This is a genomic window from Dactylosporangium sp. NBC_01737 (assembly GCF_035963215.1).
Classification (GTDB): Bacteria; Actinomycetota; Actinomycetes; order Mycobacteriales; family Micromonosporaceae; genus Dactylosporangium.
The window spans coordinates 9540141-9557808 of the sequence record NZ_CP109153.1 but is presented as its reverse complement, the minus strand read 5'-3'; the positions used below and the strand labels follow the sequence as shown (position 1 = coordinate 9557808).

Sequence of the window (17668 nt, the reverse complement as noted above, 5' to 3'; positions counted from 1 at the left end):
CGGCGAGCACCGACCGAGAGGACACCATCGTGAGCGTCATCGTCATCGAGTTCATCACCCTGGACGGCATCGTGTCCGACCCCGACGGCAGGGACGGCACACCGACCGGCGGCTGGGCGTTCCGCCACGGACCCGGCGCGGTCGCGGGCGACAAGTTCCGCCTCGGCAGCACCCTCGACGGGGGGACCCTGCTGCTGGGCCGCGTCACCTGGCAGCACTTCGCCAAGCTGTGGCCGCACCGCGACGACCCCTTCTCCGCCCGCATGAACGCCGTGCCCAAGCTCGTCGCCTCCACCACCCTGCCCGACGTCTCGGCGTGGGCGAACTCGTCCGTCATCGCCGGCGACCTCATCGGCGCCGTCAAGCGGGCGCAGGGCGACCTGATCGTCGCCGGCAGCCTCAGCATCGTGCACGCGCTGCTGGCCGAGGACCTCATCGACGAATACCGGCTCCTGACGTTCCCCACCATCGCCGGCACCGGGCAGCGGCTCTTCCCCGACTGCCCGCCCACCTACCTGGAATGCCGGTCGGCCGAGCACCTCGGCGACACCGTCCTCAGCCGCTACCACCGCCCCGCACGATGACGGCCGGCGTCACTCGCGCTCGACGCGGCGCAGCCCCTGCGCGGGTGTCCACCACTCGACGACGAGCAGCGTGGCGGCCTCGTTGAGGTGGGTGTGCACGACCTCGGCGATGTCGGCCTGGAAGCGGTCGCCGTCCGGCCCGTCGGTGACCGCCCCGGCCGAGACCGCCCGGCCGGAGACCTTCGCCTCGCCCGGCCACGCCGCCTCAGCGCCCTCGACCGGGTCGACCGTCGCGCTGTGCAGGGCGAAGCGGGGATCCCGGCGCAGATCAGCGCCCTTGCGGGCGTTCGCCATCGAGCCGAAGACCAGCTCGCCGTCCTCGAAGACCACCTCGATGCCGGAGATCCGCGGCGCCCCGTCGGCGCGCAGGGTGGCGATGGTCTTGTGCCTGTGGGCGTCGAACAGCGCCTGCACCCGCTCAGCGAACTCCGGCGCTGCCTGTTGGACGTCTCGCCATGCCGTCATACACCGATGATCGCACCGATGGCCGGCACCGGGGCTTCGGCCCCGTTGCCCGCCGTCGCCACCCTCGGCACCTTGCAGGCGTTACGGGGTGAAGGCGGTGATCGGTGTGCCGGTCGCCTTCTCGTAGAGCAGCACGTGGCTCAGGTCGACGCGGCGGCCGTCGGGGAGCCTGCGGGTCGTGGGCCACAGCAGGGACCGCAGGCCCTGGTGCTGCACGACGTCGAGTGAGGCGGACGTTTCGAGCTGCTGCCCGTTCGCGTCGCACCAGGCGACGACGGCCGCCCAGAAGCGGTTCGCGGTCTCCCAGCCCTCGACCGTGCGGGGGCCGCACATCGGCAGGAGTTCCTCGACGGTGAGGAGGCCGTCGGTACCGTGGGACGCCGCGTTCTGCAGGTTCTCGATGAACTTCAGCGCGACGATCTGCGCGTCGCCGGGCTGCGCGAGGAGGTCCTCGACGACGGCGAGGACCGCCGTGATCCGGGCGTTGCGCCGTGGTGCGACCTCCATGACCAGGTCCATCATCGGGACCGCGCCGCCGCCGGTCGGCAGCCCGGCGGCGGCCATGAGCCGCTCTGCCGGCGGCAGCGCGCGGCGCTTGAAGAGTCCCATCGGCGTCAACCTTCCCCCGGCCGGCGGTGTCCGGCGGACATGATCATGCCAGGTGGATCGGTATGCTGGGGGTGGCCGGGTACTGGCGAAGGTGGAGCACCACCGGGGACCCGGCCGGATCGAGGGTGTGGCGCCGACCGCCTGGGTGCCTCCGGAAGCAGACGTCCTGCGATCGGAGGCAGTATGAACCTGCGGTATGGCATGAACCCGCACCAGCAGACGGCGACCGCGACGCCGATCGACCCCGGCACCCGGCCGTTGCGGGTGGTGCGCGGGGAGCCGTCGTACATCAACATCCTCGACGCCGCGGGTGCCTGGCAGCTCGTGCGGGAGGCCGCGACCGCGCTCGGGCGGCCCGTCGCGGCGTCGTTCAAGCACGTCTCACCTGCCGGCGCCGCGACCGCGGGTCCGCTCGACGCGGTGACGGCCGCCACATATCAGCTGGACCCGGCGGCGACCGGGGCGGTGACGGGCGCGTACGCGCGGGCCCGTGACGCCGACCCGAAGAGTTCCTACGGTGACTTCGTCGCCGTGTCCGAGCCCGTGGACGAGGAGCTGGCGGACCTGCTGCGGCGGGTGGTCTCCGACGGCATCGTCGCACCCGGATACGAGCCTGGCGTCGTGGCGTCCCTCGCGGCGAAGAAGGGCGGCCGGTTCCTCGTCGTGGAGGCCGACGCGGCGTTCGAGCCACCCGCGGTGGAGGCTCGCGAGGTGTACGGGTTGCGCCTCACCCAGCCTCGCGACGGCGTACCGCTGACGCGGGAACTGCTCACGGATCCGCGGCTGCCCGCTGCGGCCGTCGACGACCTGCTGCTCGGCCTTGTCGTGGTGCGGCACACGCAGTCGAACTCGGTCGCGTACGTCCGTGACGGCATGGCGCTGGGGATCGGCGCCGGGCAGCAGTCGCGGGTGGACTGCACGCGACTGGCCGGCGCCAAGGCCGACACGTGGTGGCTGCGCCGCCACCCGTCCGTGCAGGCGTCATCGGCGCGCATCCAGGACCGGGTCGCGGAGCAGCTCCGCAGGGCCGGGGACGTCCCCGACCCGGCGGCGTGGCTGCGGGCGCTGGACCGGGTCGCGTTCGTGTCCGACGGTGCGCTGCCGTTCGCCGACAACGTCGAAGAGGCGGCGCGGCACGGCGTGCGGTACATCGCCGAACCCGGCGACTCGATCCGGTCGGCCGCGGTGCAGCAGGAGTGCGACCGGCGCGGCATCACCCTCGTCCGCACCGGGATCCGGCTGTTCCGGCACTGAGCGCGGGCCCGCACGGGACGTACTGGTAGAACAGCGGCTCGCCGTCGGCGGCGAACGCCTGCAGGGCGGCGGCGTCGTCGGCGGCGAGCACGTCGGCGACGTAGGCCATCCCGGTGTCGAACAGCGGCGCCGTGTGCAGCACCGCCCGGTCGCCGTCCGGTGCGCGCAGGGTGGCGATCTCGCGGTACAGCACGGACACGACGAGCACCTGCTCCGTGCCCTGAAAACGGACCACCAGCAGCGACGGCGGCCCGCCCGCCGCGCGCGAGAGCTGCTGCACGTCGCGGTCCCAGTGCTGGTCGCACATCAGCGCGCGGCGGGCGCCGGCGACGCGGACCTGCAGGCACGCGTCGCCGGAGCCGGCCCGCTGCCCGAGGACGCTCCATCCGGTCCCGCCGACGGTGCCCTGCCGGAGCAGCTGGGTCGGCCCGGCCGGCGGGCGCGGCCAGTGCAGGTACACGGTGACCGCGGCGAGCAGCAGCACGACGACCACGTCCTTGCGGCTGACCCGCCACCAGGGACGCCGGGGCTCAGACAACGGGCACCGCCCGACCGCCGGCGTCGAACAGCTCCAGCCGGACGAACACCCTGCGCCCGCCGGTCTCGGTCAGGTCGACGGGGAACGCCGTGTTGCGCAGGTGCAGCGCGACGACCGGATGCGCGACCCCGTCGACGCGCCGGGTGGGCGTCTCCACGATCTGGCCGCCCGGCAACGTCGAGCGGACCCGGGTCACCTGGTCGGGCACGACGCCGAACTGCACCAGCTCGGTGACCAGCCTGGTGGCCGGGTCGACGGTGTAGAAGTCCCGCAGCTGCGGCGCCCAGCCGTTCGCGCCGTCGGGGATGCGTGCCGGGCAGTACGGCAGGATCTCGTCGCCACCGCGCGAGGAGGTGTCCCGGTGGAAGATCAGGCAGCCGTCGCCGGGCTTCACCGTGACCGCGTAGCCGTCCTCCCGGTATTCGAGCACTGGATCGACCAGGCTGCCGGGGATCGTCGGCACCACCAGATGCGCGAAGAACAGCACCAGCGCGATGCCGGAGATCCGCAGCGCGTCAGGCCATCGCTGCCACCAGGGCGGCCTCGGCGTGGCGTCGGATGGGCGCAGATGCCGAGACATGGCTCGATGTTAGGGACCCGGCGCCAGGGGTACGCCCAGCGAACCGCTCACGTGGCCGGGGCGGGGCGGACCAGGGCGGCGGCCGCGCGGACGGCGGCCAGCAGGGCGGTCGCGATCACCGCATACCCGGCGCTGGACGGGTGGAAACGGTCGGGGCTGAACAGCGCGGGCTCCGCCGCGAATGCCGCCGCGCTCCGCCCGATGTCCGCGACCCGGGCACCGGCGGCGAGCGCAGCCTGGGTCTGCGCCTGCTGCAGCGCCTGGCTGCCGGCCCGCACCGCGAGGCGCAGCTGCGGCGGCACCCACGGGATGACGCTCAGGTCGGGTGCCGGCGCGACCGCTGAGCACCGGCGGCGCGCAGGTCACGCACGGCGGCGCCGAGCAGCGCCGCGGCCCGCTGCGGCGGGACGAAGTGGGTGAGGTCGTTGGCGCCGACGATGATGAGCGCCACACCGGGCGCCGCCGCCGTCGCCCGCCGCACCTGCTCCGCCAGCCCCTGACTGTCCGCCCCGGGCACCGCGAAGACCCGCACCCGCGTGGGCGTGCCGGCCGCCGTCAGCGAGGCAGCCAGCCGCGCACCGACGGTGTCATCCGGGCTGGAGGCGCCCTGCCCGTATGCGATGGAGTCGCCGAGCACGGCGAGCGTGAGCGTCACACCCGTGGACAACACCGCCGCCGCCCCGTTCCTTCCATGCGATGCCGCGGCGACGATGCCAGACGCGGGGGCGGCTGTCGTGGTGCGCCGGGTGAGCAACGTCCTGGCGGGCTCGCCCCCGACTGCCGAATCGCCGGGGCCGACGACGAGGACGTGGCCGTGCCGGCGGCCCGGCTCGATGCTCTGGTGCTGCGGATCCCCCGGCGACGCGGAGAACCGCGGGCCGCCGAGCTGCCGAACTCCCGCCGGGTCGCGGGCGGTGGCCCCGCTCGGACACCGGTCCTGCTTCGAGGTCGACCCACCCGTGGGCGGGTCGACAACTCGCCGACCCCGACGACCTGGTCGGACCCGGCCTGCCGCGACCCGGCGGTCAACGCCGCGCCGGCGCCCTGCACCGGCTGCACGCGCCGGATACGGCGACTACCGCAGCAACGTTCCCCCTGCCCAGCGGCTGGACCTGCAGACCGCCGCGTTCGACGGCGACCCCGCCCGGCCCGGCGTGGGCCCGGCGTGGGCCCGGCGTGGGCCCGGCGCATCAGAACAGGACCTCGACCTGCGCCGGCGGTGGCGTCGGGCGTGATCTCACGGGTGGGCCGAACGCGGGCGCCGTCGGGTCCGCCGGCGCGTCCAGGGCCGCGTCCAGGTCCAGGGCGCTGTGCTCCGCGAGGCGGTAGATGCCCTGCACGCCCAGCGAACGGGTCAGCAGGCCGTCGTCGTCGACGTGCTTGAGGGTGCGGGTCGCCCGCAGTGAACGGTAGGTCAGCCGCCGCACCGCCTCGGCCGGCACCGTCGCGTCCTGCCGCAGGAGGGTGCCGGCCTCACCGAGGACGGTCTCGCTGACGCAGCCGTCGGCCAGGAAGCGCCAGTGCGGGAACCGGTCCGTCTCGCCGTCCTCGACGTCGCGGACGGCGGTGACGCGCATCCTGCCCAGCACGTAGAGCCGCTGGGCGAAGACGCCGATCGGGTAGACCAGGTCGCCGGCGGTGACCTTCGCGCGGGCGAAGCTGGGCAGGGAGAGGTGCGGGCCGCCGAACAGCACCTCGAGCGGCCGCCCGGCCATGACCGCGGCCCGGGCGGCGAGGCAGCGGTCCTGCGGCCAGAAGACCGTGTACGCATCGCTCACGTTCCGGATCGTAAGCGCGGGGTACGACAGTTCCGGCTACGGTGACGCAGTCCGAAACGCCTTCTGCAGGGAGTACGCGATATGGCACGGGTCGATCCGGTTGAGATCCTGGCGAAGGTGAGCGAGGAGAACGGCAAGCAGCGGGCGTTCGAGGTGTGGCGGCACAAGGCGACGAAGGCCGGCTGGCCGGTGACCGTGGAGTCCGAGTCGGTCGACCAGCCGGGGCCGGAGTGCGGCATCGTGGAGATCGAGGGGCTGCGGTACACCATCCGTCACGAGCCGCGGGTGCGGCACCGGGTCGCCGGCGAGTGGCAGTTCACGCACGCGGCGTGGGCGGAGCCCATCACGGGGGCATGACGCGGCTCTCAGTGCGGGCTCAGGCATTGAGGACGATGATCGAAGCATGACAGCGGTGTTGGAACGCCCGGCCGCGCTGCTCGTGGCCGTGTCGAGGCCGTGGTTCTGGCCGGTGTCGTGGGTGCCCGCGTATCTCGGCACCGTCCTGGCCGGGCACGCGTGGCTGCCGGACCGGGCTGACGCGCCCCGGGCGCTGGTGGCGCTGCTCGTGCTCGGGCCGCTGATCTGGGGTGCGGTGCTCGCCCAGAACGACCTGCAGGACCTGCGCAGCGACCGTGACAACCCGCGCAAGGCGACGGCACCACTGGTCACCGGCGCGGTCTCCGCGAAGCGTCTGCGGATGTGGTACCGGTGGATCGCGCTCACCGCCGTTGCCGCCGCGCTGTACGTGGGGCCGCTGTTCGTGCTCGGCGTCGCCGGCGTGCTGCTGCTCGGCTGGGCGTACAGCGTGCCGCCGCTGCGGCTGAAGACCAGGCCGGGCTGGGACGTCGCGGTCAACGCGCTCGTGGTCGGTGTGGTGTCGCCGGCCGCGGGCTGGGCGATCACGCGTCCGCCGTGGGAGTTTCCGTGGCAGTTCGGGCTGATCGGCCTGCTCTTCGCCGCCGCCCTGTACGTGCCGACGACCGTGACCGACCTCGCCGCCGACACCGGAGCCGGCGACACCACGTTCGCGGTGCGGTTCGGGGCCCGGTTCGCGCACCGCCTCGGCATCGCGCTGTGGGGGTCGGCGCTGGCGTTCTCGGTGCTGTGCGCGTGGCTGGACGTGCTGGTGCCCCGTTCGACGCTGGTACCGCAGCTGCTGATGACCCCGGTGCTGCTGGCCGGCTACGCGATCCTCACCCGCCGGCCCACCATCACCAGGCTGGCCGTGCTGTCGGTGCTGTTCGGGATCCCCACGATCGGCTTCGCGCTCGCGTACATCGGCTGAGATCCGACCCGGCCCGAAGGTGTGCTCAATCGAGTTGGCGGAGCGATTGAGCCACCAGGTCGTTGAATCGCGCGTACAGCTCATCGAGGAGATGATTCGCCTCCTTGGCCTCCTCCAGGGTCGCGGCCCAGACGGCCTGCCTCGCCATGGCACGGGTATCACGCGCGAGCGTCCGCACATCGTCGTCGAAGACCCGGGCGCGGGCGACCTGCAGCCGGATTTCGGCGTCGGCCCAACCGGCCGCGGTCGGTGTCTCCCATCGTCGCGCCGGCCAGCTGGATGTCTGACGCATCTGGGCCAGCTGCCGGTCGAGTTCGTCGTACACGGCCTTGATCATGTCTGCGGCCGCGTCCTGCAGGGCCGTGATGCTCTCGCGCTGGAAAGCGTCGCGTCGTGCCCGGCTCGCCTCGGCTCGCTCATGGTCACGTGCCTCGCGTTCGCGTCTGCCGGCCAGTTGTACCTGGTACACGGCGACGACAGACGTTGACACCGAACCGAGCAGAACGCCGATGAGCCCGAAAACCGCCTCAGCCGCCATGCCGTTGATTCTGACGCAGGGCGAAGACCTGTGATCCGAGCAACCCGACGGTCACCGGCGAACTGCTGGCCGAGGCCGCGCTGCGGGTCCTCGCGCCGACCTACGACCGGCCCCGCGCCGCGCTGAGCGGCCGGGGACAGCGCCACTTCGGCCGCACCGTTATGATCTTGCGACGTGACGACGTTCCCGTACAAGCCCGGCAGCCCTGAGGGTCTCGCCGCCCGGTGGGTGCAGTGGGTCGCCGCGACCGGGCCGTTGCGCAACCCGGTCCTGGACGACACCGGCCGGCACGCGCACCGCCGCCAGCCCGGGGACGTGTGGTTCCTGGCCGGGTGCTTCGGGGGCGCGGTCCAGCGGCAGTGCACCGTCCCGGCGGACCGCCCGCTGTTCTTCCCGGCCTTCAACATGTGGTGCCCGGACGGGACCTACATCCCGCCACTGCCGGGGGCGACGGGTGAGGCGTACGTCGACGACGTGCGGCACCCGGTTGAGCCGATCGACGCGTCGGAGCTGTTCGAGGTGCGGGGCGCCTTCCTGAACCCGGTCACCCGGCGGCGCGGCGCGGTCGGCATGCGGGTGTGGGGTCTGTGGGCGAGCGTCGACCCGCTCGAGCCGGGGGAGCACCGGGTGCGTTTCACCGGCACCGACGGGCACGGCTTCCGGGTCACCGCGATGTACGACCTGACGGTGGCCCGATGACCGCCGACGACGTCTACGACCAGCCGATCCGGGTCCAGTTCGAGGCGTTCCTCGACGAGCACCGCGCGGCGCTCGGCGAGTGCCTGGACGGCCTCACCGAGGAGCAGGCCCGGCGGTCGCTGGTGCCGTCCCGCACGACGCTGCTCGGGCTCGTCAAGCACGTGACGGTCGTGGAGCGGGTCTGGTTCGACGAGGCCATCACCCGGCGGTCCCGCGCCGAGCTCGGCATCCCCGCGACACCGGACGAGACGTTCGTCCTGGACGACGCGGACACGATCGCCTCGGTGCGTGCGGCGTACCGAGAGGCGTGCGAGGCGTCCAGGCGGGCGACGGCGCCGCTCGGCCTGGACGACGTTCTGCCCGGCAACCGGCGCGGCCCGCTGCCGCTGCGCTGGGTCTACCTGCACGTGCTGCGCGAGCTGGCGCAGCACTGCGGGCACGCCGACATCCTGCGCGAACAGATCCTCAGCGGGTAGCTACGCGCTGCGGCGCCGCTGGGCGGTGACCTTCTTCGCGGTGGTCTTCCTGGCGGCGGTGGTCTTCTTGGCCGGGGTCTTCTTGGCGGGGACGGCCGGCTTTGCCTTGGCCACGGGCGCGGCCTCGGCCTCCTCGCGGAGGGCCTGCAGGCGCCGCTCCTCACGCTTGTTCTCCGCGTGCGTCTCACGCTCCCGGGTGAGCCACGCCGGCGGGTCGGCGGCCAGGGCGGCGATCTGCGCGGTCGTGAGCGGCTCCGTGATCCCACCGCGCGCCAGCCCGCTGTTGGACACCCGCAGCCGGGCGGCGACGACGTTGCGCGGGTGCGGCCCGTCGCGGCGCAGGTCGGCCAGCCACTGCGGCGGGTTGTGCTGCATCTCGTCGAGCTCCTCGCGGGACACCATCCCGTCCTGGAACTCCTGCGGTGTCGCGGGCAGATACACGTCAAGCTTCAGCGCCGCCGTGGAGGGCTTCATCACCTGGGACTTCTTCGGCTTGCTCACCGGGTCAGGGTAGCGACCCGGTGAACGCAAGCAGACATCGCCCGGACCGTGGTGCCCGCCGTCACCCCGGCGGGTCCGGGATGCCGGGCACACAGGCGGGTAACCTGGCCGGGTCCCGGTCGAACTCCTCGGAGGTGCCATGCCCCAGCCCGAGGATCGCCCACCCGCGACGTTCCGCCTGCTCGTCGTCCCCGGAGTCACCGTGGACAAGTGGACCCGTGCCTGGTCCGAGCGGCTGCCGGAGGTGGACCTGCGGCTGGAGCCCACCGAGGCGGCGGACGCCGCGGCGCTGCTGTCCGCGGGTGCCGACGCGGGGCTGATCCGGTTGCCGGTCGATCCCCTGCAGTTCCATGCGATCCCGCTGTACACCGAAGCCACCGTCGTCGTCGTGCCCCGTGAGCATCTGCTCGCCGCCGCCGACCAGGTGACCGTCGCGGACCTGGCCGACGAGACGCTGCTCAGCCCGCTGGACGACGTGCTGACCTGGCCGGCGCCGCCCGCGGCGGTGCTGGCGGACCGGCCGGCGACCACGGCCGCCGCGGTCGAGCTGGTGGCGGCGGAGGTCGGCGTCCTGGTCGTGCCGCAGTCCCTCGCCCGCGCGCACCACCGCAAGGACCTCACGTACCGGGTCGTCACCGACGCGCCGGCGTCGTCGGTCGCGCTCGCGTGGGTCCGCGACCGACACACCGACCTGGTCGAGGAGATGATCGGGATCGTCCGTGGCCGGACCGCCAACAGCACCCGCGGCCGGACCCAGGATCCGTCAGCGCCGGCCACGCCGACCGCCGGGCAGCCCGGCCGGCAGCCCGCCAGACAGCCCGCCAGGCAGCAGAGCCGGCAGCCGGGCAAACCCGGCGCGGGCCGCGGTGCCCCGACCCGCGGTGGCCCGGCCAGCGCCGCGGCCGTTGACGACCGGCGAGCACGCCGGCAGGCGCGGCGGGGGCACGGACGCGGGCATGGACGTGGGGAAGGTCCACGCGGTGCTCGACGCGCTCGCCGCGGCCGGCTGCCCGTGCTGGATCTCCGGCGGCTGGGGCGTCGACGCCCTGGTGGGCCGGCAGACGCGCCCGCACCGTGACCTCGACCTCGCCGTCGACGCGAGCCGCGAGGCCGACGCGATGCGGGCCCTGGCCGCGCTCGGGTACACCGTCGAGACCGACTGGCGGCCGGTCCGCGTGGAGGTCGTCGAGCCCGGCGAGGGCCGCGTGGACGTGCACCCCGTGGCGTTCGACGGCACGGGCGACGGCCGGCAGGCGGGCCTGGGCGGCGCCTGGTTCGACTATCCCGGCGCCGACCTCGTCACCGGCACGATCGCCGGGCGTCCGGTGCCGTGCATCTCGGCGGGCCTGCAGCTGACCTTCCACACGGGGTACGAGCCGCGCGACGTCGACGTCATGGATCTGCGCCTGCTGCGCGACCTGGCCGCCCGGCGCTGGTAGCGTGCCGCTGTGCCGAGCCGCCTGTGGATCACCATCAACGCCAGACTGCGCCCGCTGGACCGGGGTGAGCGCTACGAGGACCCTCTGGAGGAGGCCCTCGACGCGAAGGCGCCGGGCAGTCACATCGGCGGCGGCGGGACGCTGCTGTCGGCCGAGGGCGAGCCGACGGTCAGCGACGTCGACCTCGACGTGGCCGGCGATGCGCAGGCGGTCCTCGCGCTGACGATCGCCACCCTTGAGGCGGCCGGCATCCCGAAGGGCTCCACGATCCGGCTGGACGACGACGCGCCCGTCACGTTCGGCGTCACCGAGGGGCTCGCGGTGTACCTCAACGGCACCGACCTGCCCGCCGAGGTCTACGAGGGCAACGACATCAACGACCTCATCGCCGCGCTGCTGGACGCGCTCGGCGCCGAGGGCGAGATGCAGTCCTACTGGGAGGGCCCGCAGGAGACGGCGCTGTACCTGTACGGGCCGTCCGCCGCGCGCATGGGCGACCTGATCGCCGGCATTTTGGCCGGCGCCCCGCTGGCGCAGCGCTGCAGGGTGGTGCCCCTGCCGACGACGCTGCCGCCGCGGGACTGAGGCGGCGTCGTGCGGCTGCACGTGGGATGTGCGATGTGGACGCACAAGGCCTGGCAGGACCGGTTCGTGGCGCACGCGCTGCCGGCGCACGAGCGGCTGCGGGCGTACGCGGGCTGGTGCAACGCCGTGGAGGGCAACACCACCTTCTACGCCACCCCGGCCCGGGACACGGTGGCGTCGTGGGCGCAGCAGACCGATCCGGACTTCCGGTTCGTGGTGAAGCTGCCGAAGCGGGTCACCCATGAGCGCCGCCTCGCCGACGCCGGCCCCGACGTCCGCGCGTTCCTCGACGCGATCGAGCCGCTGGGCCCCCGCGCCCACGCCGTGTGGATCCAGCTGCCCGGCTCGTTCGCCCCCGCCGACGTCCCGGTGCTCGAGGGTTTCCTGCGGCGGATGCCGTCCTCGCACCGCTACGCCGTGGAGGTCCGGCACGCCGAGTTCTTCACCGACGCCCGCGCCGCCCACCTCCTGGAGGCCGCCCTCGCGGGCACCGCCGCGGAGTGGGTGCCGTTCGACACCACCGCGTTCTTCCGCACCCCGCCGACCAGCGACGCGGAACGCGACGCGTGGACGAAGAAGCCCCGCATGCCGCTGCGCACGGCGGCGCTGACCGACCGCCCGATCGTGCGGTACCTCGGCCGCGACGACACCGACCGCACCGTCGAGGGCTGGCAGCACTGGCTCGACGTCGTCACCGCCTGGCTGCGCGAGGGCCGCTCGCCGACCGTGTTCGTCCACACCCCTGACAACGCCGACGCGCCCGCGCTCGCCCGCCGCTTCCACGCCGACGTCCGCGCCCGCCTGCCACAGCTGGCGCCCCTGCCCGACCCCGAACCGATCGAGCCGCTCACCCTGTTCTGAGACCGCACGCGGGGCGGCACCGGTCCTGGCGGCGCGGGTGTGCCAGGGCCGGTGCCTGTTCAGGCCCGCGGTGTCAGTACAGGTCGGTCGTGCTCGCGCTGCCGAAGCCGGGCGCGATCACGGTCAGCTTCGTCGCGTCCGCCGGGCGGTGGTCGGGCAACGACACCCGGCCGGTGCCCTCATGCGCCGGCACCGTGTACGACCAGACCCTCGGCGTGGCGACCCGGTAGTGCGTGCCCGGGATCGTGTACCAGGTGACGTACTCCCAGCGGACCTCGAAGCCCGTCTCACCGACGATGTTGTCGTCGAACGCCACCAGCCACTGTCCACTATAGAGGGATTCGACGTTCGCCACGGCCGGCACGTCGTAGGACTTGCAGCCGAGGTTCGGGTTGGTCGCCGGGGTGGTGGTGCCGGGCGGCGACACGTTGATCGCGTACGTGCAGACCGTGTGGGCGCCGTGCTTCGACGGCACCACGGCGTCGTAGCCGCGGTAGGCGCCGAAGTGCGGGTAGGCGGCGGCGACGTCGGGCCGGTACGTGTTGGCAACCGGCGAACCGGCGAACACGCCGTCGACGTAGACGTGCACGGAGAGTGGGCCGGCGCTGTCGACGTCGGCGGCCCAGCCGGTGATGCGCACGCCGTTGCCGACGAACGTCATGGTGTCGAAGGCGCCGCGGGGCGCGACGTCGGTCGGCCCGGGATCCGGTTCGGGGTCGTTGTCGTCGCAGGCGGGCGGCGGGATCGGCTGGTCGCACACCAGCTGGGCGTGCGCGGCGCCGGCGGGCACCGCCACGGTGCCGGCCAGTGCCAGCAGCATCGCCGCCGTGGCTCGGGTCAGGGTTCTCATCAAGGATGTGCTCCGTATCGGTCGCGTCATGGATGTGCCAGGGGCACATCGTGCGACCCGCCGCTGAACGGCCGCGTGCAATCCAGGTGCAGTCTCAGCAGCCCCGCGCCGCGACCGGGTCCGGGCGTCGCGGCGCGTAGCCGAACCGGCCGCCGAGCGCCGCCAGCCAGCCGGTGACGTCGTCCTGCTCGTCGAGGTCGAGCGCGGCGCGGCGGGCGAGGGTGTCCGCCTCGTCGTGCGCGCCGGCGGCCGCCGCCAGGTCGGCGCGCATCCACCGGGCGGAGCGGACCGCCCACGCGAAGCCGCAGCGCGTCCCGACCTCGGCCGCCTCGTCCAGGACCGCCACGGCGGCCGCCGGGTCGCCGCCGAGCCCGGCGACGTGACCGATACTGATCAGCGCCTCGGCGAGCACCCAGTCGGCGCCGGCGGCCACGGCCTGTGCGCGGGCCACCGGGCCCACGGCCGTGGCTTCCTCGACGTGACCGCGCAGGCCCAGTGACAGGGCGAGGTGCGCGGTCGCGCGGGCCAGGGTGACGGGCCGCCGGGCGAGGTCGGCCGCGGCGGTGATCGCACCGGCGCCGGCCGTCACGTCACCGGCGAGGTAGTGCAGGTAGGCGATGCCGGTCAGCGCCCTGGCCCGATCGTCGGCGTCGGCGCCCGGGGCGGCGTCGAGCCCGGCGCGCAGCCAGCGCAGCCCTTCGACGAGGTGGCCGCCGCGGTACCAGTACCACGCGAGATCGGCGGCCAGGCGCAACCCGGCGTCGGGGGCCTCGCCGTCGAAGGCGAACGCGAGGCGGCGCGGGTGTCGTCGTGGCCGGCGGTGAGCGCCCGGAACCACCGGCGCGCGTCCGGCCCGCGCAGCTCCCGGTCGGCGGTCGCGGCGAGCTCGGCGGCGTGGCCCAGGTGCCGGCGGCGGACCTCGCGGCGTTCGTCGTCGCGCAGCCGCCGGTCGGCGTACCGTCGCACGGTCCGCGGCATCCGGTAGCGCCGCGGCGACGTGCCGGGCAGCGCGGTGACCAGTGATGCGGTGATGAGCCCGGTGAGCGGGGTGAGGACGCCGCCGCCCGCGACGCGTCCGGCGGCGTCGAGGTCGAAGGTGCCGGCGAAGACGCTCAGCCTGGCGATGAGGTCCCGTTGCGGCGCGTCCAGCAGCCGGTACGTCACGTCGAGTGCGCTGTCGAGGCTGCGGTGACGCTCCGGGACGTCGCGGCGCGCGGTGTGCAGGGCCGCAGGGTCGTCGAGCCGTTCGAGGACCTGCGCGGGGGACAGCGCCGCCAGCTCGGCCGCCGCCAGCTCCACGGCGAGCGGCAGCCCGTCGAGCCGTTCGCAGAGCCGGGCGACGGTCTCCCGTTCGGTGGCGTCGCACGTCCACCCGGGCGTGACCGCGGCGGCACGGTCCAGGAACAGCTCCATCGCGGCGGTCACCGGCAGCGGCGCGACCCGGTGCGGCCGCTCGCCGCCGACGCGCAGCGGCACCCGGCTGGTGAGCAGGACCCGCAGGCCGGGCCGCTGCCGGAGCAGCCGCGGCGCGACGTCGGCCAGGGACGCGGCGAGGTGCTCGCCGTTGTCCAGCAGCAGCACGACGTCGCTGTGGCCGGGGTGCGTGGCGAGCGCCTGTGCCAGGGCCGGCTCCAGCTGCGCGCCGTCGGTGAGGCCGGCGAGTTCGACGGCTTGCACGTCGAGGCGGGCGTCGCGGCACACCTCGGCCGCCAGGCGGCTCTTGCCGCTGCCGGCGGGTCCGGTGAGGGTGATCAGCCGGTGGGTGTGCAGCAGCGCGCGGAGCTCGGCGACGTCACGGTCCCGCCCGACGAACCGGTCCGCCGGCGCGGCGACCGGCGCGGGAGCCGCACCGCCACCGGCTCCAGCTCCGCCACCGGCGCCGGCCCGCCGCCAGCGGCGGGGGTGCAGCAGGGGTAGCGCCGAGGGCGTGGCGGGTAGCGACGGGGGCGCGGGCGGCGCGGCGAGGCTGAGCTGCGGGTCCTGGCGCAGCATCGACTGGGCGAGGGTGGTGAGGTCCACGCCCGGGTCGAGGCCGAACCCGTTGGCGAGCAGCGTGCGGGCCTCGTGGTAGGTGGCGAGGGCCTCGTGCTGCCGGCCGGCCCGGTACAGCGCCAGCATCAGCTGGGCGCGGCCGCGTTCCCGCAGCGGGTGGTCGGCGACGAAGGCCGTGGCGGCGGCGACGGCCTCGGCGGTGCGGCCGAGGGCGAGCAGGGACTCGACGCGCAGCTCGGCGGCGACCTGCCGCAGCTCGGTGAGCCGGGCGATCTCGGCCTGCGCGGACAGGTCGTCGGTGAGGTCCATCAGCGCCGGTCCCCGCCACAGCGCCAGCGCGGCCTCGACGGCCCGGTGCGCGGTCGCGGGGTCCGCGGCGGCCAGGGCGTCGCGGGACTGCGTCACGCCGTGCTCGAACCGCCGGGCGTCGATCTGCTGCGACGCGGCGGCGACCCGGTAGCCGCGCTGGTGGCGCTCCAGGGTGTTGGCGCCCAGGACGCGGCGCAGCCGGGACAGGTAGGTCTGCAGGGCGTTCATGGCGCTGGGTGGCGGGTCCTCGCCCCACACGCCGCCGATGAGCCGGTCGACGGTGACGACCTGGTCGGCGTCCAGCAGCAGCGTCGCGAGGACCGCCCGCGGTTTCGGGCCGCCGAGCGGGACGGTTGCGCCCGCGGCGACGACCTCCAGCGGGCCCAGGATCCTGAACTCCATGCTTCTCCTCGCGTGCTTGAGCGCACCGAGGGTGCCACATGCGGTCCACCGGGCTCAGGCGACGCGGATCAGGCGGCTCGGCCCGGGACCGCGCTGAAGATGAGGATGAACCGGTACAATCCGGGGTCGACCAGGCAGGTGAACAGGACCCCGGCCACCGGCAGCGGCAGGCACGGCGGCAGCCGGATGCGCACGGCGGCGCACGCCACCGATCGGCGTGTCCGGGTGCGGTTTTCCGGCCGTGGCACAACGGTGAGTTTCGAAAAGGCTTTCGGCTCATTGCTCCGGGTCCATACGGTGTCGGCATGCTGCGACGGCCTGCCGGCTCCATCCGAAACCCGGTCCTTCCCGGATTTCACCCAGACCCGTCGATCCTGCGGGTCGGCACCGACTACTACCTGGCCACCTCGACGTTCGAGTGGTATCCGGGCGTGCGCCTGCACCACTCCCGGGACCTGGTGAACTGGCGGCCGATCGGCGGAGCGCTGGACAGCGTCCGGCTGCTCGACATGACCGGCAACCCGGACTCCGGCGGGATCTGGGCGCCGTGCCTGTCCTATGTGGACGGCCTGTTCCACCTGGTCTTCACCGACGTGAAGGCCTACTCGCGCTTCTGGGACACGCCGAACTACCTGGTGACCGCGCCGTCGATCGAGGGGCCCTGGTCCGCGCCGGTGGCGCTGCACGCCCAGGGCTTCGACGTGTCGATGTTCCACGACGACGCCACCGGGCGCAGCTGGCTGCTGTCCAACCGCACCGACTGGCGGCCCGGCCACGAATGGGCCAACGGCATCATCGCCCAGCAGTACGACCGGGACGCCCGCAGCCTCGTCGGGGAGGCCACCGACATCTACGCCGGCACCGCGGCGGGCATGACCGAGGGGCCCCACCTGTACCTGCGGGACGGCTGGTACTACCTCGTCACCGCCGAGGGCGGCACGGAGTGGTTCCACCAGGCGACCGTGGCCCGCTCCCGCGACGTCCTCGGGCCCTACGAGTCGGACCCGGCGGGGCCGCTCATCACCTCCGTGCACCGCCCGGACCTGGCGCTGCAGAAGGCCGGGCACGGCAGTCTCGTGCAGACCCCGGCCGGCGAGTGGTTCTTCGCCCACCTCGCCGGCCGGCCGCTCACCCCCCGCGGGCGGTGCGTGCTGGGGCGGGAGACGGCGATCCAGCGGGTCACCTGGACCGCCGACGGCTGGCCGCGCATCGAGGGTGGCGTCCCGCACGACGAGGTCGCCGGGCCCGACCTGCCCGCGCACCCGTGGCCGGACGAGCCGGAGACCGACGACTTCACCGGACCGGCGCTCGGCCCCAACTGGAGCACCCTGCGCCGCCCCGCCGCGAGCACGTGGGTGTCCAGCCAGGCGCGGCCCGGGCACCTGCGCGTCCGCGGCGGCCGCTCGCCCGGCGCGATGTCCGGCGAGAGCCTCGTCGCCCGCCGCGTCCAGCACGTCCGCGCCACGTTCGAGGCGACGGTCGACTTCGCGCCGACGCACTTCCAGCACCTCGCCGGGATCACCGCGTACTACAACAGCCGCAACTGGTACTTCCTGCACGTCGGGTACGACGAGACGGCGGGGCCGTTCGTCGGCATGCTGTCCAGCGACCAGGGCAGGGTCAGCATGCACGGCCCGGCCGTCCCGGTCGCCGGGCCGGTCCGGCTGCGGCTCGACCTCGACGCCGCGGTGCTGCGCGCCTCGTACGGCGACGCCGAATGGGGCCCGTTCGACGCGAGCATCCTGTCCGACGAGTACGCCCGGGACCCCGACGGCGGCTTCACCGGTGCGTTCTTCGGGCTGTGGGCGCTGGACATGACCGGAGCCGGACGGCCCGCCGACTTCTCCGCGGCGACCTACAAGCCGCAGCGCTGAGTTCGTCACGGCGGCGGTCGCGGATCTCCCCGCGGCCGCCGCCGCCATT

Annotated in this window: 23 protein-coding genes and 1 riboswitch; of the genes, 11 read left to right on the top strand and 12 right to left on the bottom strand. The window is 74.1% G+C overall.

Annotated features, from left to right (window positions below):
- Positions 1-29: 29 nt before the first annotated feature.
- A complete protein-coding gene (locus OHA72_RS43735) occupies positions 30-584 on the top strand; it encodes a dihydrofolate reductase family protein (protein WP_327001992.1) in 555 nt (184 codons plus the stop codon).
- 9 nt (positions 585-593) lie between these two features.
- Here OHA72_RS43735 and OHA72_RS43730 read toward each other — a convergent pair whose 3' ends face one another.
- Positions 594-1049, bottom strand: coding sequence for a pyridoxamine 5'-phosphate oxidase family protein (locus tag OHA72_RS43730; protein ID WP_327001991.1), 456 nt, complete (start codon positions 1047-1049; stop codon positions 594-596).
- 81 nt (positions 1050-1130) lie between these two features.
- A complete protein-coding gene (locus OHA72_RS43725; RefSeq protein ID WP_327001990.1) occupies positions 1131-1658 on the bottom strand; it encodes a hypothetical protein in 528 nt (175 codons plus the stop codon).
- 68 nt (positions 1659-1726) lie between these two features.
- Positions 1727-1812: riboswitch (ZMP/ZTP riboswitch) on the top strand.
- A gap of 29 nt (positions 1813-1841) precedes the next feature.
- On the opposite strand from OHA72_RS43725, the gene OHA72_RS43720 reads away from it, so the two are divergent.
- Positions 1842-2912 (top strand): hypothetical protein, encoded by a 1071-nt coding sequence (locus OHA72_RS43720; protein ID WP_327001989.1) that lies wholly within the window; start codon positions 1842-1844, stop codon positions 2910-2912.
- Here the strand turns inward: OHA72_RS43720 and OHA72_RS43715 are convergent.
- The 5 genes from OHA72_RS43715 to OHA72_RS43695 form a co-directional block, all read right to left on the bottom strand.
- Positions 2872-3450 carry a hypothetical protein gene (locus tag OHA72_RS43715; RefSeq protein ID WP_327001988.1) on the bottom strand — a complete coding sequence of 193 codons (579 nt, stop codon included), beginning with the start codon at positions 3448-3450 and terminating at the stop codon, positions 2872-2874. The two genes, OHA72_RS43720 and OHA72_RS43715, sit on opposite strands and share 41 nt — an antisense overlap.
- On the bottom strand, positions 3443-4030 hold the full coding sequence (locus tag OHA72_RS43710; RefSeq protein WP_327001987.1) for a hypothetical protein: 588 nt from the start codon (positions 4028-4030) through the stop codon (positions 3443-3445). The genes OHA72_RS43715 and OHA72_RS43710 overlap by 8 nt, the downstream gene beginning before the upstream one ends.
- 47 nt (positions 4031-4077) lie before the next feature.
- Entirely contained in the window at positions 4078-4332 is a 255-nt protein-coding gene (locus tag OHA72_RS43705) for a hypothetical protein (RefSeq protein WP_327001986.1), read from the bottom strand.
- 14 nt (positions 4333-4346) lie between these two features.
- Positions 4347-4685, bottom strand: coding sequence for a GDSL-type esterase/lipase family protein (locus OHA72_RS43700; protein ID WP_327001985.1), 339 nt, complete (start codon positions 4683-4685; stop codon positions 4347-4349).
- Positions 4686-5220: 535 nt separating this feature from the next.
- Complete coding sequence (locus OHA72_RS43695; protein ID WP_327001984.1) at positions 5221-5808, bottom strand: hypothetical protein; 588 nt, start codon at positions 5806-5808, stop codon at positions 5221-5223.
- Positions 5809-5889: 81 nt separating this feature from the next.
- Here OHA72_RS43695 and OHA72_RS43690 point away from each other — a divergent pair, with 81 nt between their 5' ends.
- Together OHA72_RS43690 and OHA72_RS43685 are read left to right on the top strand one after the other, a co-directional pair.
- On the top strand, positions 5890-6165 hold the full coding sequence (locus OHA72_RS43690) for a hypothetical protein (RefSeq protein WP_327001983.1): 276 nt from the start codon (positions 5890-5892) through the stop codon (positions 6163-6165).
- Positions 6166-6211: 46 nt separating this feature from the next.
- Complete coding sequence (locus OHA72_RS43685; protein WP_327001982.1) at positions 6212-7093, top strand: UbiA prenyltransferase family protein; 882 nt, start codon at positions 6212-6214, stop codon at positions 7091-7093.
- Between the two features lie 25 nt (positions 7094-7118).
- Here the strand turns inward: OHA72_RS43685 and OHA72_RS43680 are convergent, their stop codons facing one another.
- Positions 7119-7631: a hypothetical protein gene (locus OHA72_RS43680; RefSeq protein WP_327001981.1), complete on the bottom strand. Its 513-nt coding sequence runs from the start codon at positions 7629-7631 to the stop codon at positions 7119-7121.
- Positions 7632-7805: 174 nt separating this feature from the next.
- Between OHA72_RS43680 and OHA72_RS43675 the strand changes: the two genes are divergently transcribed.
- Both OHA72_RS43675 and OHA72_RS43670 read left to right on the top strand, forming a co-directional pair.
- Positions 7806-8330, top strand: a complete 525-nt coding sequence (locus OHA72_RS43675; RefSeq protein WP_327001980.1) for a hypothetical protein — start codon at positions 7806-7808, stop codon at positions 8328-8330.
- On the top strand, positions 8327-8806 hold the full coding sequence (locus OHA72_RS43670) for a DinB family protein (protein ID WP_327001979.1): 480 nt from the start codon (positions 8327-8329) through the stop codon (positions 8804-8806). The genes OHA72_RS43675 and OHA72_RS43670 overlap by 4 nt, the downstream gene beginning before the upstream one ends.
- Here the strand turns inward: OHA72_RS43670 and OHA72_RS43665 are convergent, their stop codons facing one another.
- Entirely contained in the window at positions 8807-9307 is a 501-nt protein-coding gene (locus OHA72_RS43665; RefSeq protein ID WP_327001978.1) for a DUF5997 family protein, read from the bottom strand.
- 139 nt (positions 9308-9446) lie between these two features.
- Between OHA72_RS43665 and OHA72_RS43660 the strand changes: the two genes are divergently transcribed.
- The 4 genes from OHA72_RS43660 to OHA72_RS43645 are packed head-to-tail and all read left to right on the top strand — an operon-like array spanning position 9447 to position 12192.
- Positions 9447-10385: a LysR substrate-binding domain-containing protein gene (locus tag OHA72_RS43660; RefSeq protein WP_327001977.1), complete on the top strand. Its 939-nt coding sequence runs from the start codon at positions 9447-9449 to the stop codon at positions 10383-10385.
- Positions 10288-10746 carry a nucleotidyltransferase domain-containing protein gene (locus tag OHA72_RS43655; protein WP_327001976.1) on the top strand — a complete coding sequence of 153 codons (459 nt, stop codon included), beginning with the start codon at positions 10288-10290 and terminating at the stop codon, positions 10744-10746. The genes OHA72_RS43660 and OHA72_RS43655 overlap by 98 nt, the downstream gene beginning before the upstream one ends.
- Before the next feature lie 9 nt (positions 10747-10755).
- The gene (locus tag OHA72_RS43650) at positions 10756-11331 is read left to right on the top strand and encodes a hypothetical protein (protein WP_327001975.1); all 576 of its coding nucleotides are present in this window, start codon (positions 10756-10758) and stop codon (positions 11329-11331) included.
- A 33-nt stretch (positions 11332-11364) separates the two neighbouring features.
- The gene (locus OHA72_RS43645; protein WP_327001974.1) at positions 11365-12192 is read left to right on the top strand and encodes a DUF72 domain-containing protein; all 828 of its coding nucleotides are present in this window, start codon (positions 11365-11367) and stop codon (positions 12190-12192) included.
- A 73-nt stretch (positions 12193-12265) separates the two neighbouring features.
- Here the strand turns inward: OHA72_RS43645 and OHA72_RS43640 are convergent, their stop codons facing one another.
- From OHA72_RS43640 to OHA72_RS43630, 3 genes are all read right to left on the bottom strand, one after another.
- On the bottom strand, positions 12266-13042 hold the full coding sequence (locus tag OHA72_RS43640) for a hypothetical protein (protein ID WP_327001973.1): 777 nt from the start codon (positions 13040-13042) through the stop codon (positions 12266-12268).
- 624 nt (positions 13043-13666) lie between these two features.
- Positions 13667-15745 (bottom strand): AfsR/SARP family transcriptional regulator, encoded by a 2079-nt coding sequence (locus OHA72_RS43635; RefSeq protein ID WP_327001972.1) that lies wholly within the window; start codon positions 15743-15745, stop codon positions 13667-13669.
- A 68-nt stretch (positions 15746-15813) separates the two neighbouring features.
- A complete protein-coding gene (locus OHA72_RS43630) occupies positions 15814-15939 on the bottom strand; it encodes a hypothetical protein (RefSeq protein ID WP_327001971.1) in 126 nt (41 codons plus the stop codon).
- Between the two features lie 111 nt (positions 15940-16050).
- Here OHA72_RS43630 and OHA72_RS43625 point away from each other — a divergent pair, with 111 nt between their 5' ends.
- On the top strand, positions 16051-17619 hold the full coding sequence (locus tag OHA72_RS43625) for a glycoside hydrolase family 43 protein (RefSeq protein WP_327001970.1): 1569 nt from the start codon (positions 16051-16053) through the stop codon (positions 17617-17619).
- The last annotated feature ends 49 nt before the right edge of the window (positions 17620-17668 follow it).